Annotated in this window: 17 protein-coding genes; 3 read left to right on the forward strand and 14 right to left on the reverse strand. The window is 56.5% G+C overall.

Annotated elements, in window-relative coordinates:
- Window positions 1-515 (reverse strand): aminotransferase class V-fold PLP-dependent enzyme (locus ABYV26_RS02275; protein ID WP_372677770.1); only part of this gene is annotated, 515 nt, incomplete at its 3' end.
- Window positions 516-545: 30 nt separating this feature from the next.
- The gene (locus ABYV26_RS02280) at window positions 546-1,229 is read right to left on the reverse strand and encodes a hypothetical protein (protein WP_372677772.1); all 684 of its coding nucleotides are present in this window, start codon (window positions 1,227-1,229) and stop codon (window positions 546-548) included.
- Between the two features lie 226 nt (window positions 1,230-1,455).
- Between ABYV26_RS02280 and ABYV26_RS02285 the strand changes: the two genes are divergently transcribed.
- Window positions 1,456-2,571, forward strand: coding sequence for a DUF362 domain-containing protein (locus ABYV26_RS02285; protein ID WP_372677774.1), 1,116 nt, complete (start codon window positions 1,456-1,458; stop codon window positions 2,569-2,571).
- 228 nt (window positions 2,572-2,799) lie between these two features.
- The gene (locus ABYV26_RS02290) at window positions 2,800-3,126 is read left to right on the forward strand and encodes a DUF6122 family protein (protein WP_372677776.1); all 327 of its coding nucleotides are present in this window, start codon (window positions 2,800-2,802) and stop codon (window positions 3,124-3,126) included.
- A gap of 120 nt (window positions 3,127-3,246) precedes the next feature.
- Here the strand turns inward: ABYV26_RS02290 and ABYV26_RS02295 are convergent, their stop codons facing one another.
- The 5 genes from ABYV26_RS02295 to ABYV26_RS02315 all read right to left on the reverse strand — a co-directional run bounded on the left by ABYV26_RS02295 (window position 3,247) and on the right by ABYV26_RS02315 (window position 8,028).
- On the reverse strand, window positions 3,247-3,735 hold the full coding sequence (locus ABYV26_RS02295; protein ID WP_372677778.1) for a cyclic nucleotide-binding domain-containing protein: 489 nt from the start codon (window positions 3,733-3,735) through the stop codon (window positions 3,247-3,249).
- 122 nt (window positions 3,736-3,857) lie between these two features.
- The gene (locus ABYV26_RS02300) at window positions 3,858-4,928 is read right to left on the reverse strand and encodes an AI-2E family transporter (RefSeq protein WP_372677780.1); all 1,071 of its coding nucleotides are present in this window, start codon (window positions 4,926-4,928) and stop codon (window positions 3,858-3,860) included.
- Between the two features lie 66 nt (window positions 4,929-4,994).
- Window positions 4,995-5,597, reverse strand: a complete 603-nt coding sequence (locus tag ABYV26_RS02305; protein WP_372677782.1) for an acyloxyacyl hydrolase — start codon at window positions 5,595-5,597, stop codon at window positions 4,995-4,997.
- Complete coding sequence (gene trxB / locus ABYV26_RS02310) at window positions 5,594-6,571, reverse strand: thioredoxin-disulfide reductase (protein WP_372677784.1); 978 nt, start codon at window positions 6,569-6,571, stop codon at window positions 5,594-5,596. The genes ABYV26_RS02305 and trxB overlap by 4 nt, the downstream gene beginning before the upstream one ends.
- A gap of 2 nt (window positions 6,572-6,573) precedes the next feature.
- Window positions 6,574-8,028, reverse strand: a complete 1,455-nt coding sequence (locus ABYV26_RS02315) for a 30S ribosomal protein S1 (protein WP_372677786.1) — start codon at window positions 8,026-8,028, stop codon at window positions 6,574-6,576.
- 208 nt (window positions 8,029-8,236) lie between these two features.
- Between ABYV26_RS02315 and ABYV26_RS02320 the strand changes: the two genes are divergently transcribed.
- A complete protein-coding gene (locus ABYV26_RS02320) occupies window positions 8,237-8,686 on the forward strand; it encodes an Hsp20/alpha crystallin family protein (RefSeq protein ID WP_372677788.1) in 450 nt (149 codons plus the stop codon).
- Window positions 8,687-8,825: 139 nt separating this feature from the next.
- On the opposite strand, the gene ABYV26_RS02325 is transcribed toward ABYV26_RS02320, so the two are convergent.
- The 7 genes from ABYV26_RS02325 to ABYV26_RS02355 all read right to left on the reverse strand — a co-directional run bounded on the left by ABYV26_RS02325 (window position 8,826) and on the right by ABYV26_RS02355 (window position 12,970).
- A complete protein-coding gene (locus ABYV26_RS02325; protein WP_372677790.1) occupies window positions 8,826-9,281 on the reverse strand; it encodes a hypothetical protein in 456 nt (151 codons plus the stop codon).
- Window positions 9,275-9,826: a hypothetical protein gene (locus ABYV26_RS02330; protein ID WP_372677791.1), complete on the reverse strand. Its 552-nt coding sequence runs from the start codon at window positions 9,824-9,826 to the stop codon at window positions 9,275-9,277. The genes ABYV26_RS02325 and ABYV26_RS02330 overlap by 7 nt, the downstream gene beginning before the upstream one ends.
- Window positions 9,823-10,428: an RNA polymerase sigma factor gene (locus tag ABYV26_RS02335; RefSeq protein WP_372677793.1), complete on the reverse strand. Its 606-nt coding sequence runs from the start codon at window positions 10,426-10,428 to the stop codon at window positions 9,823-9,825. Before ABYV26_RS02335 ends, ABYV26_RS02330 begins: the two co-directional genes overlap by 4 nt.
- A 156-nt stretch (window positions 10,429-10,584) precedes the next feature.
- Window positions 10,585-10,902 carry a hypothetical protein gene (locus ABYV26_RS02340; RefSeq protein WP_372677795.1) on the reverse strand — a complete coding sequence of 106 codons (318 nt, stop codon included), beginning with the start codon at window positions 10,900-10,902 and terminating at the stop codon, window positions 10,585-10,587.
- Window positions 10,903-11,175: 273 nt separating this feature from the next.
- Entirely contained in the window at window positions 11,176-11,715 is a 540-nt protein-coding gene (locus ABYV26_RS02345) for a C-GCAxxG-C-C family protein (RefSeq protein WP_372677797.1), read from the reverse strand.
- A gap of 58 nt (window positions 11,716-11,773) precedes the next feature.
- The gene (locus ABYV26_RS02350; protein WP_372677798.1) at window positions 11,774-12,586 is read right to left on the reverse strand and encodes an arsenite methyltransferase; all 813 of its coding nucleotides are present in this window, start codon (window positions 12,584-12,586) and stop codon (window positions 11,774-11,776) included.
- A gap of 57 nt (window positions 12,587-12,643) precedes the next feature.
- Window positions 12,644-12,970, reverse strand: a complete 327-nt coding sequence (locus ABYV26_RS02355; RefSeq protein WP_372677799.1) for an ArsR/SmtB family transcription factor — start codon at window positions 12,968-12,970, stop codon at window positions 12,644-12,646.
- Between the last annotated feature and the right edge of the window lie 55 nt (window positions 12,971-13,025).

A 13,025-nucleotide genomic window follows, 5' to 3' on the forward strand; every position in this document is an offset into this window, starting at 1 on the left:
GCTGCGGCAACCGTGTCCACATAGAACAGGGGAACCCGGTAGGCATTTTTCAGTCGGCCCAGCTCTTCCAGGGGGTTAAGGGTGCCCGATGGCGTCTCACAGTGAACGGCCGTAATCATACGGGGTTTGAATTCGGCGATGGCAGCTTCGATGCGGGCCATGTCGTTGATGGTTTCGTCATAGCTAAAACCCACGATCTTTACGTCGGCGCCGATGGCTTGGGCCATTTCGCCGATGCCGTAGCCGAACACGCCGGTGGCTACCGCCAGCACCCGGTCACCCGGCACCAGACAGCTTTTCAGAGCGCTCCACAGGGCCAGCATCCCCTCTCCGGACAGGATCACGATATCGTCCCGGGTGCCGAAAATCGCTTTCAGCCGCCGCTGTGTGCGCGTGTAGAGCTCGACAAATTCCATTTCCAGGTCGCCGGAGCCATAGGGTTCCAGGTAGACCCGACGGATAGCCTCGGGCACGACCACCGGCCCGGGGACCATGGGGATGGGATAGGTTTGCATGATGGTTACTCCTCGAAGACACTCAATAGGTTACACCTGGATGCTGCGAATCTGCATCAGTATGGGTTGAATCCGTTTCCGATGCTCCGGCGGTATCATTAGAACAAATACGGGCTGATTGGCGACCAGGCCGTCCGGCGCCGCGCCGAGTCGTCCGGCGGCATAGTTCTGACGATTTTCATCGCATGCCATAAACTGCATGATATCGGCAAAATTGCCCGTGTATCCTTGGGCGTCGATATGCTCCAGGTGTTGAAGAAACACGTCATTGACCGTCAGGATGAACGGGTCCATGTCGGCAAATCCCGTCTTGCCGCAATTTCTAGCGGATACCATGCAGCGGCAGCCAAAGGGGCGTACCGCATAGAGGGGGCAGGCGTGGCCTGCCAGCACCGGGCAGGGGCCTACGTCGGGATTTAGGTGCTCCTCGGGCGGATCGCCATCCCGGGCACAAATATCGGCCATGCGATTAATCGATACCCGGGGCGTAAACCGGTCGGGATGGGGCTGTCGGGAAATGGTTTCCAGATGTCGCATGTTACCTGTTTCTTCGAGATGAGCATGTATCCGGTAGCCTTCCAGCGTAGTCATGGTGAGGTTGGCTGTGCAACAGTGGGAGCAGTATTTTTCACATGCCAGATCAAATTCACCCACCAAATGATCGTAGATGTCGACCATTCGCTCCAGTATGTTGAGTTTGGCGTTCAGATCCATTGAACTGACTTTCCATAAGATAAAGGTGCACGCTGCGCTAATCTCTCTTATACGCCAATCCATCACTTTTTTCCAGCTGCTCCGGCCGTTGGTATTGCCTTGACAACCGTCGGAGGTGTCGGTAGATGTCTGGCGTCTGCTGCATTTTTTCCGGCCGCAAGGCCTGATGGGCGCTACTTATCTGCACAACGGGCCTGTTTTTTTACGTTCAACCATGGAGGATACCATGACCAGCAAGGTCTATTTCATCGATATGCGCGCCACTATCAAAGAGAATTTTCTGGATAAGATCGGCCGCCTCGTGGAAACTGCCGGGTTGTCAACAGTTCTCGACAAACGGAATCTGACGGCAGTGAAAATCCATTTCGGGGAGATGGGCAATGCGGCGTTCATTCGCCCGGTGTACATCCGAAAAGTGGTGGAAATGGTCAAGCAGGCCGGCGCGGTGCCTTTTCTTACCGATGCCAATACCCTTTACGCCGGCACCCGAAGTGACGCTCCCCATCACCTGACTACCGCCATCGCCAACGGATTCGCCTATGCCGTGGTGGGCGCGCCGCTGATTATTGCCGACGGCTTGCGGGGAAAAAATGAAACGAAGGTTCCGATCAATCAGAAGCGCTTCGCGTCGGTTTACATCGGTACGGACGTTGTTGAGGCGGATGCCCTGGTCTCTGTGGCTCATTTCAAAGGCCATGAGCTGTCCGGCTTCGGCGGCACTATCAAGAATGTCGGCATGGGCTGTGCTTCCCGCAAAGGCAAGCTGGCCCAGCACTCCGGTTTGTCTCCCAAAATATCAGGCGAGCAGTGCATCGGCTGCGGCGAGTGCCTGGAGCATTGCTCACAGCAGGCCATCTCCATGCCGGACGAAAAGGCCCAGATCGACCTCGAGGCCTGCATCGGCTGCGGCGAGTGTATCCTCATCTGCCCCAACGAAGCCATCGCGGTGCAATGGAGCCGCTCCATCCCTGTCTTCCTGGAAAATATGGTGGAATACACCATGGGGGTGCTCAAGGGGAAGGCGGACAAATCCCTTTTCATCAATTTTATCACCGATGTGTCGCCGGCATGCGACTGCTACCCGGCTAACGACGCACCGATCGTAAAGAATATCGGCGTCGTGGCATCCACTGATCCCGTGGCCATCGACCAGGCCTCGGTGGACCTGGTGAACGCAGAACCAGCTCTGGCCGGCACCCGGCTGTCCACGAACACCGCTCCCGGTGAAGACAAGTTCAAAGGCATCTACCCCAAGGTGGATTGGGAGATTCAGCTGGACTACGCTGAACGGCTGGGTTTAGGAACGCGGGCGTATGAGCTGGTAAAATTGACGGATTCGTAAAAAGCCCGATATCTGCGTTAAGCCTCACCCTTCGTCACTGCGGAGTACTGTAAGTACACCTCATTCCTCAGGATGGAACATAACGGTTCGCCGTAAGGATTTTGGTCGATTTGCCATTCGCTCGCCCAAGCTCGCTTTCGCGGCCCACAAACCTTGATATCGGGCTTTTTACGAATCCGTCGGAAACGTGATTTTTTGCGAGTTCATCGAGATTGTTGAAGGACAATAATGCTGCGCACCGCTGTTCACATGGCCCTGCACGTCCTGGCGCCGGCCGCCGCTGCCCGCCTTGCATTCCCCGATCGCTGGAAGTGGGCCTGGATGGTAATGGTCTCCACCATGGTCGTTGACCTGGACCACCTGCTGGCCACGCCCGTCTTCGACCCCAGCCGCTGCAGCATCGGCTTTCACCCCTTGCACACCTGGCCCGCCATGGCGGTGATCCTGGTGCTGGCGGCTCTGCCAAAAACCCGGTTGGCGGGTGTGGGCTTGGCCATCCACATGGTGCTGGACGGACTGGATTGTTTGTGGATGGGGTGGGCACGGGGTATCTGAGCGTGGGTTGTCTGCAAGTGTCTGCGGTGCGACCTGACTTGCAGGTAGAAAAGCAAACCGGAGAACAGCCGAATATTGCGCGGCAGAATGTCGAAGGAAGGAATTATTCCTACCCGTATTTTACCAGATTTTGATGCTGCGGCCCTTCAATTCCAGCAGTTCATCCGTGGTGATCCTGAGGCGATCGGCCAAAATACCTGAAAAAACACGATATATAACATACCCGAAGGCCAGCTTGTCATTACCGGTCAGCTGTTCGATGTAGTAGATGTCCGTCGCCAGGCAGACCGTTTCGCCGAAGGCGACGGCCGATGCACTGCGGGGTGCACACTCGATGGCGCCCATTTCGCCGAATACATCGCCCCTTCGCTGAAGCAGGATCACCGGCTTGTTGTCCTTCATCAACCGGACTTTCCCATAGACCAGGAAATAGAGCCAGGTATCGGCGCTGCCCTGCTCGAAAATGGTTTCTCCCGGACTGTACTTCCTGATTTTACTCATGTCCATCAGGTGATGTAGTTCATCATCCTGAAAAGGTTCGAAAATTTCAAACTTCTTGATGTCGTTCAGGACTCTCTGGTTTCCTTTTAAGAAATCGGTTTCCTGCATGGTATTCCTCGCTGGCCCGGCCGTCCTAAAAAATAGTGAAGCGGTGGTGCCTGTTTAACAGCAGATGACGATATTCCAATCATAGTACAAGCAGGCCTGAAGGCAACCTTTATTAGGAGACGTTACGTGTTTTCAGACCGTTGTTCGAGTCGTGCGAACCAAGCTTTGATAACGGCGTTGGTCAAGGTGGCCAGTGGAATGGCGAAGAACAGCCCCCAGAGTCCCCACAACCCGCCGAAAAGAAGCACCGCCACCACAATGGCCACCGGATGAAGGTTCACCACGCCGGACAGCAGCAGCGGTGCCAGAAGATTGCCATCGAGGATCTGGATGATCGCATAGGCGACCATGGCCGAGGCAAACTGACTGGTCCATCCCCACTGGATGAATGCGGCCAGCGCCATGACAAACCCCATGACCGTCACACCGATATAGGGAATAATCACGGACAGTCCCACGAACAGTGAGATCAACAGCGAAAACTGCAGCCCCAAGGCCTTGAACACGGCAAAACTGATCCCCCAGATGATCAGCAGTTCCCATCCTTTACCCCGGATGTAATTGGTCACCTGGACGTTGGCTTCCTGCCACACGGATTCGGTAAGATCCATGTTGTCGGGCAGGAAACGCCGGCCCCAGCCCAGGATCAACGCCTTGTCCTTGAGCAGAAAAAAGACCATGAAGGGCACCAGCACCAAATAGACCACCAGGTGGAGAAGCCCCACGACCGAGGCCAATGACAGGGTCAGGACCCGTTTACCCAGTGTGGATATGCCGGTGTTGAGAAAATCGATAACCTGCCTGACCTGAGTTTCAGAGATCACCTCCGGGTAGCTGGTGGGAAGTTGAAGCAGCCGGTATTGAACCGTTGCCAGCATGCCGGGCAGCTGCTGAACCAGCTGGCTGATCTGTTTGACGGTCAAGGGGATCAGCCACAGGGTCATGACGATCATTCCGGCCATAAAGACTGTGAAGACAATCGATACGGCCGCCAGGCGCGGAAGGCGGGAACGGTGAAGCAGGCTGACCATGCCATCGAGCAGATAGGCGATGATGATGCTGATAAAGACAGGCGCCAGGAGACTGCCCAGAAAATAGACCAGGCCCGCCCCCACCATCAGCATGACGCCAAGGATCACCCGCTGGGGGTCGGAAAAATGTCGTTCCTTCCACGTTCTGAACAGCTCAAACATGGGTCGATTCCCCTGTTGCGTTCAAAAAGAAAGTCGCCCGGTGCCCAAAAAAGACCATCTACTCCCTTAGTATCGGTATTCGTATACCAATCCTAAAGTGTCCAGGCCCTCATTGGGCGAAGCCAGGCCTGCATTGGAGGCATGGGCGAAGGCAAGCATTATACGGTGGTGATAGTTGACGGCATAGCCGATTTCGATGGGAATCCTGAAAAGCACCCGTGAACCCAGCGCCTTCCGGTTGGCCGAATCCGAATGCCGCTGCCCGTCGTGCAGGGCCAGACCCAATCCCGTTGAAAAAAAGAATGACGATTCCGGCTCCCACCGGAGCAGGAAGCCCCCATACATCTTGCTGGTGTCGCCCTGTGTGTTTAGGCTGACCCCTGCCTCGGGATAGGCCGTGGCGGTAAGCAGGTGGAACAGGGGGCGGTTGAAGATCACCTCTATGCAGAGGTCCGGCCCCTCCTCCTTGGATTCACCGCTCCACAGCCCGTCCACATCGTGCGCCAACATCCCGACACGCAACGCCCTGACCGGGCCGGTCGGCGAAGGCGGCTCAAAGGGGTATCCGCCAGCGGCCATCATCGAAAAGATGACCCACGTCCAGATCCCCGTGCACAAGAGCCGGCGTCGGTTGCAGCAGCACCGATGCGGCGCATGGGTAGCTATCATTCCTCCATATCCGGAGGCAGTTCACAGGTTTCCCCCCGCACCGATTTTTTTGCCTCCACAAAATAGGCGGCGGCCAGGGCGGCCGTGCAGCCGTCTGCTGCTGAGAGGACAATCTGGCGGGCGAACTTTTCCCGAAGATCCCCGATTACATAAACGCCGGGGCTGTTGGTTTCACACTTCTCGTTGGTCACCACCATGCCGTCGGCATTCATGCGGGTGCCGGCTGGAACCAGTTGGTTGTTGGGGTTGAAGCCGATGAAGATGAACACCCCATTCACATCCAGTTCCCGGGTATCCGCCGTCACGGTGTCTTTCAGTTCCACGCGCTCCACGCCATCGCTGCCGGCCCTGATATCCGTGACCACGGTGTTCCACAGCATCTCGATGTTGCAGTCGTCGAAAACCCGCTGCTGGAGGATCTTACTGGCCCGCAGTTCATCCCTGCGATGGGCGATGTAAACCTTTTTGCACAGTTTGGCCAAATAAAGGGCCTCTTCCGCGGCGCTGTCGCCGCCACCGACCACCACCACTGTTTTTCCCCTGAAAAAGAATCCGTCGCAGGTGGCGCAATAGGAAACGCCCTTGCCATAAAATTCCCGCTCTCCGGGTATATCGAGCTTTTTAGGGCTGCCACCGGTGGCCAGGATCACCGCGTGGGCCTTCAAGGATTCACCGTTGGCCAGCTTCACGGTGTGATGGTCCAACCCCGGGTCCAGTGCCGTCACCTCCTGGGAAATCATTTCCAAATCATAGGACTGGGCGTGCTGAGTGAATTTCATGGACAGCTCGGCCCCGCTGATGTGGGTGAAGCCCGGGTAATTCTCCACTTCGTCGCTCATGGTTACCTGACCGCCGGTGACACCCTTTTCAACCAGCGCGGTCTTCATCGCGGCGCGCATGGCATATATGGCCGCGGACAATCCGCCCGGGCCGCCGCCGATGATTACCAGGTCATAAAGATCGCTCTGTGCCATGATCAACCTCCCTTTTTCTGTTGGGCCAGGGCTTTTTTCAGTTGGTCTCCCAGCGACCCCATGGTGTCAGCCTCTCCTCCTGCAAATTCCTGCCATCCCTGGTCTTCGGCCCCATCGCCTGTGCCCAGTGAGATTTTTCGCTCCCTGGCATTGACGCTATCGATCGAGACGGTGATGGCGGCCCCTGGCTTGAGGGCGTCGAGCTGGGCCGCTTTTTCGGAGGCGGTTATCTTGGATTTGGGGAGCAGGCCGGTGATGCCGGGCGCCAGGTTGACGAAGATTCCGAAGGCCTCCTTTTTTTCCACTCGTCCCGGTACTGTCGTCCCCGGCTTGAATTTTTCTTGGATGTCGGCCCACGGATCGCCTTCGGCATCCTTGATGCTCAGGGAGATTCGTTTGCGGTCAAGGTCGAATTCCTTGACCATGACCATGATTTCATCACCGGGTGCGACCACTTCTTCCGGGCGCATCACCCGGCGGGTGTAGCTCATTTCGCTGATATGAACCAGACCCTCGATGCCCGGGAAAAGCTCGATGAACGCACCGAAGTTGGCACATCGGGTCACCTTGCCCAGTAATTTATCCCCCACGCGGATCCGGTTCGGGACATCGCTCCAGGGATCACCCATGGCCTGCTTTACCGAAAGAGAGATCTTTTTTGTTCCCGGCTTGTCTCCGTCTTTGATGCCCAGGAGCTTCACCTGGAGCCGGTCCCCCACCTTGACGGCTTGTTCGGGCGTGTCCAGCCGTGACCAGCTCAGTTCGCTGATATGAACGAGTCCTTCCACCCCGGGTGCCAGGGCCACAAAGGCTCCGAAGGGCATGATACGGACGACCGTTCCTTCGAAGACCGCCTCCTCGTCCAGCTGCGCCATGAACGCCTCGCGGCTGGCTTCCATCTCCTTTTGAAGAATGTCGCGACGCGAAATGACAATGTTGCGGCCACGTTCTTCGAATCGTTTGATCATAAAGGGAAACGTCTGTCCCACGTAGACTTCCGGATCTTCCACATAGGCCAGGTCCATCTGGCTGATGGGACAAAAGGCGCGTTGCTTGATTACCTCCACCTGGAATCCGCCCTTGATGACGGCCACCACTTTGCCCTCCACCGGAATCCGCTGTTCCCAGGCCTCCCTGAGCATGGTCGCTCCACCGATACCGGAAATGGCCCTGGACAAGCGGATTTCGCTTTCGTCGGCGGCCACGACGTAAAGGTCAAGTTCGTCTCCTTCGGCCAGCGACAGCTGGCCATCCTCATCCAGCAGTTCGGATTTTTCCACCACCCCGTCCGCCTTGGTGCCCGTATCCACGAACACGCTGTTGGTGCCGATGGAGATGATTCGCCCGTGGATTCTGTCACCCACCCGTATATTGTCATTCATGCCGGCGCTGTATGATTCGAACAGGTCGGCAAAGCTCTCTTCTTCAGGGGTCTCGTTTTCAAAATCGTCGTTCATCGTTGATCTCCCAGTCGATTTAAAGGTGCGGCAACTTCACCAGAAATTGATTCCTTTTGCAAGCCTATTGTCTGTTTGATGGATATTCATGGATCCCGGGCCAAGCCCCGATTAGCCGACGGAGGGCATGGCCTGTAAAAGCTGCTGCCGGGGTTGACAATGGCATGGAGATGGATAAGCTATACTCAACACACGAGGAGGACATGTCATGGCTATTATCAAGTGGGATCCGCTGGGAAACATCGCCACCTTGCAGGACCGCATCAACAGGCTTTTCGAAGACTCGTTTCCCCACCAGGCGCATGACAACGAGGAGGTTCCCCTGTGTGCCTGGACGCCCAGTGTGGATATCTACGAAACCGACGATGGGGTCGTCATCGCCGCCGATCTACCCGGCGTAAACAAGGAAGATGTGGTGGTGGAGGTCAAAGACAACATCATGACCATCAGCGGCGGGCGGTCCGGCGACCTTGAACACTGTGCGACCAACTATTATCGCCGGGAACGCATCTGCGGAAACTTTCACCGCTCCTTCACCCTTCATGCGATGGTCTTGCCGGAGCAGATCAAGGCAAAATTCAAAAACGGCGTGCTGACGGTGGAGATCCCCAAGCCCGTGGAGGAAACGCCCAGGCAGATATCCGTGGACATCGAATGATCTCAGTGGCATCAAGGCCGGAGGGGGTGGAAAGACGGCGGCTACGCGGAGGCAAGGGGGCAGGGTGTGATCAATCTGCGCCTCGTGGCGGTGGACGTCCACCTGCGCGTCCGCAAAGGATGTTCCAAGGTCGACTGTTCTAATCGTTGGTCGCCGGTTCTTGATCCGGGCTGGGCTTGATCCGGTTTTGGCGGGCTTCCCGCCATCGCATCAAGGTGTTAAAACGCTCATGCCCAACAATCGTTCGGACCTTGAGAAAAAAGCGGAAGCGCTCCAGGCCGAGCTCGGAACGGGCCTTGTCAAGCCTGGCATATTGCGTCAGCGCCGCGGCCTCGTTCATGTCCCGGTCTTCGATGATGCTCTGCAGTTCCAGCTGCTCGGTTTCCAGGTCCGCCTTTAAACGGATCATCTGACGCCGGCTCTGCCGATAGCTTTCATCGAGTTCATTGATTTCCTGTTCGTTCAGGTTGAGCCGCTGGACCACGGCAGGCATCTTCCACCACTTGCCGCCCGGCATATTTTCCTGGGCAGCGGCCGATCCGACGGCCAGGACGCTTGTCAAGAGTACCAACAGGATCCTTGATTTGCTCAACATGGGCCTACTCCCTTTTGTGTGTGCCAGCTGGATGTGGGGGCAGGACCGGTCAGCGTCGGCACGATTAAGTCCATGAAGTCTTCCCCACGGTCGGTGGTATCGATGCCAATCAGCCGGCGATACCGGTCGGGAAGGGGATCGTCAATCAGCTGCCCGACCTCTGCCATGAACACCATGTCATCGGTATCCTGCCCTGACTCGGACCCACCGGCAAATCTCGACGGATCGTGGCCGATAGTTGTGGTCCAGATGGCCACCATCAGCCCCATGGCAGCCATTGTCATTGCCACAGCGGCTCGTCGGCGAATCCGCTTTGCCGGACGCGATGAATGTGTATCAATACGTACAGGATGGGATGGCGTCGGTGTGTATCGCTCTGCCAGTGTACCGATCCAGTCAAGGGGCGCCTGCACAGCTGTTATCGCCTGGCGACAGCGTCGGCACGCATCGAGATGGGATCGCCGGATAGTCGAAAGATCGGCGGCATCAACCATAGCCACGATCAACTCCTCGTCCGTGAGATGATGGTCCCTGAGTTGTTTCATGTCAGCATGTCCTTTAAGTGGGACGATGCCGGATGCGCTTTGAATTTGGCAATCGCCCGATACAGGTGCGTCTTCACGGTGCTCTCTCCTTTGTTCAAAATATGAGCAATTTCAGATAGGCTTTGCTGGTCGATAAATCGGAGCCTGAAGACTTCACGCTCCGTGCCGGACATTTTTTTTAGGATGACGGCCACCAGATCCCAAAAGTCCCGACGCCCCAATTGGGAAAAACCGTTGGGGGCAGTGGGGTCGATTCGGTCCAGATCCGATTCCGAGATGTCCGTGTCGGCCAGACCCAAAAACCGTTTCAATCGCTGCTGCCGATAATAATCGCGAATTCGGTTCAAGGCGATGCTGAAAATCCAGCTGCGAAAGCGGTCCGGCGTTTTAAGCTTGTGTAGATGGCGGTAAGCCTTCAAGAAAACATCCTGAGCCAGGTCTTCGGCATCCATGCGCGAGTGAACACGATGGTAGATCATCCGGAAAACGGCCGGCTGGTGAAGATCAGCCAATCGATGAAAGGCAAGCGTGCTGCCGGACGCTGCCGACAGCACCAGCTCTCGCGTTTGACTCCCAGTCGCGTCGGGTGGAACCGGCTTCACAGGTGAATTCATCGAAGATGGCATTGTGTCTCAATATTACCGGCGCAATGGATCCTTGTCCATCTACGACCCTCACTTTGTCCGGGTATGCATGCCTGGCGAGCTAATAATGAACCCTTGACCGCGCGCATGCGGACGGTCCCGCCAATAGTCGGATCAATCCCGATCCCGGTTGTTGTGCTTTAAGCGGTAAATGTGCGCACTGGCTTTATCCTGCCGCAGTTCCAAGCCGGCTTTTTCCCTGCGGGTAAGTGTGCCGTCTGACCAGGCCCGCCGTTTGGTATGCTGGATCCGGTGCTGCTGCCTGACCAGGTGACGGGCTTCGCCGCGCGTGAGTTCACCGTTCTTGACGCCATGCACGATGCGCTTGTCCTGCCTAACCTGCCGATTGGCCACCCGGTCGGCCCATGCCGATTGCGCACCAATCAGAGCCACAACTGCCAATATGCCGGTAACTGCCAATGCTTTCTTCATGTGTCGCCTCCTTTGAAAAATTGGTTTTGCAGGTGGAGACGAACACAGGTATCATTTAGTTTACAAAAAAATAAAAAAAGCCAATGCGGTTCTTCAGAAAACTCAAGCTCTCAACTATTACCAGGCAATCCAGAATCCAGGAAGGTTCATGGGGGAGCTGGATTCCCGCTTTCGCGGGAATGACACCCAAAAAAGACCGGCTTGCGTTTTATAGATAACCGTAAATGCAAATTTTCACCCCCCGGTGACAACAGCGGTTCCCCACACAGCAGGTCAAATTCGATAAAGTGCTCCCCTGGCGTCCAGGTCTTGCAGCACTTCCGCAATGGCCCGGGCCCCGTCGCCGACACGATCCACGCATCTCTCGTGGTCGTCGGACAGTTTGTAGGTCATCGCCGCCTCGAGATCCGTAAAATCCACACCGGTCATGTCCAGGCAGGAGTGACCCCCGATACGGCCGGTCAGGGTTTTAACCATGCGCTGGGCTGGCAGGATGATCGGCATCATCCCGTCAAGGCCGGATTCAAGCCTTTCCCTTCCCGCGAGCAGCCCGAGGATCATCAGCCCGGCCGTGTGCACGCCGCAGGTCAGCGAACTCATCATGCCGCCGTGCATGGCACCGCCAGCGCGAAGCACCATGCGGTTGTGCATACCCAAAGCCTCCATGAAGGTCCACAGGATGCTCTGGGTGCAGCTGTCGTATCGTTTCAGGTAAGTCATGGCCCGGGTTTTCATCCTTTCCGGCCACAGCGGATCATTCGGTACGGCCCATGGCTGGGTTTCTTTCTCCATCTGTGCGGAAATGGTCTGCATACCTCCTCCTTTTTGCAAGATTGTTATGACCATCAGTCCTGATTTGCTAATGTCGCTATCAGTGCGTGCCGTTATTACCGGGCTTTATCGCCTGGATAAATGCGGACACCACATAAACCTGGGCATTTTTTCCGGGCGCCCACTGTTCGATCAGGTCGCGGCTCGAATCCACCAGCGAGATCCCGATCTTTTCGAACCCCGTCGTTTCCAACATCTGCCTAAGCTCGGCCACCAGCGCCGCCCCACCGATGCACGCACAGTGCAGTTGACGGTCTGCGAGCATCGACGCCGGCAGGGGGCGAACCGCCACCACATCAGAGATGGCCAGCCGCCCGCCGGGTTTGAGCACGCGGTACGCCTCCCGGAAAACGGCCTCCTTTTCAGGTGACAGATTGATGACACAGTTGGACATGATCACGTCCACCGTGCCGTCGTCGAGCGGGAGGTGCTCGATGTGCCCGGTGCGAAACCATACGTTGCCGATACCGGCACGTTTTGCGTTGCGCCTGGCTTTGCGGACCATGCCGTCGGTCATGTCTACACCGATGACACGGCCGGTTTCACCCACGGCCCGCGCCGCCAGAAAGCAGTCGAATCCGGCCCCGCTGCCCAGGTCCAACACCGTCTCACCGGATTTGAGGTTGGCGATGGCCTGCGGGTTTCCGCACCCCAATCCCATCGCGGCGGCATCGGGAGCCGATTCAATCTGGGCATTGGAATACCCGATCCTGTTCGCATCGGTTTCCGCACCGGTACAGCAAGAGGTCCCGGCGTCCGCGTTGCAGCAGGCTCCGAATGCATTGGCAATTTTTGCATAATTTTCTCGAACGAGTTGACGGATGGCGTCTGGTTCAGTTTTGGTGTGTTCCATGATCGGCTCCCTGGGTTTTATTATTTGACAACTTTCGAACAATAAGGTTAAATTTTTTTAGCGCGTGAAAAAGGTCCTGAGTTGTTCGATGACATCCGGGTCCACCCAGCAGGCAATGTTCTGTCCTCTGCGTTCCGTGCGAATGATGCCCACCTGCCGAAGCGCTTTGACATGGTGGGATACCGTGGGCTTGCCCACCTCCAGCTCCTTGCCTAGTTCCCCGATGAACATGGTGTCTACGTCAGCGTTTTTGTCATAGATGCCCACCGTGCCCGGACGGCAGCAGGTGGTCAGCAACAGAAAGATCTTCAGTCGGTTCGGGTTGGACAGTGCTTTGAAAATGTCTGCCAGCTGTTCGACCGGCATGGTTTTATTGTTTGACATATTTCGAACTATAAAACTTTAGGGCCGTTTGTCAACTCTTTTTTTATTCGATATT

It is taken from the genome of Desulfosarcina sp. (assembly GCF_041551955.1).
GTDB lineage: Bacteria > Desulfobacterota > Desulfobacteria > Desulfobacterales > Desulfosarcinaceae > Desulfosarcina.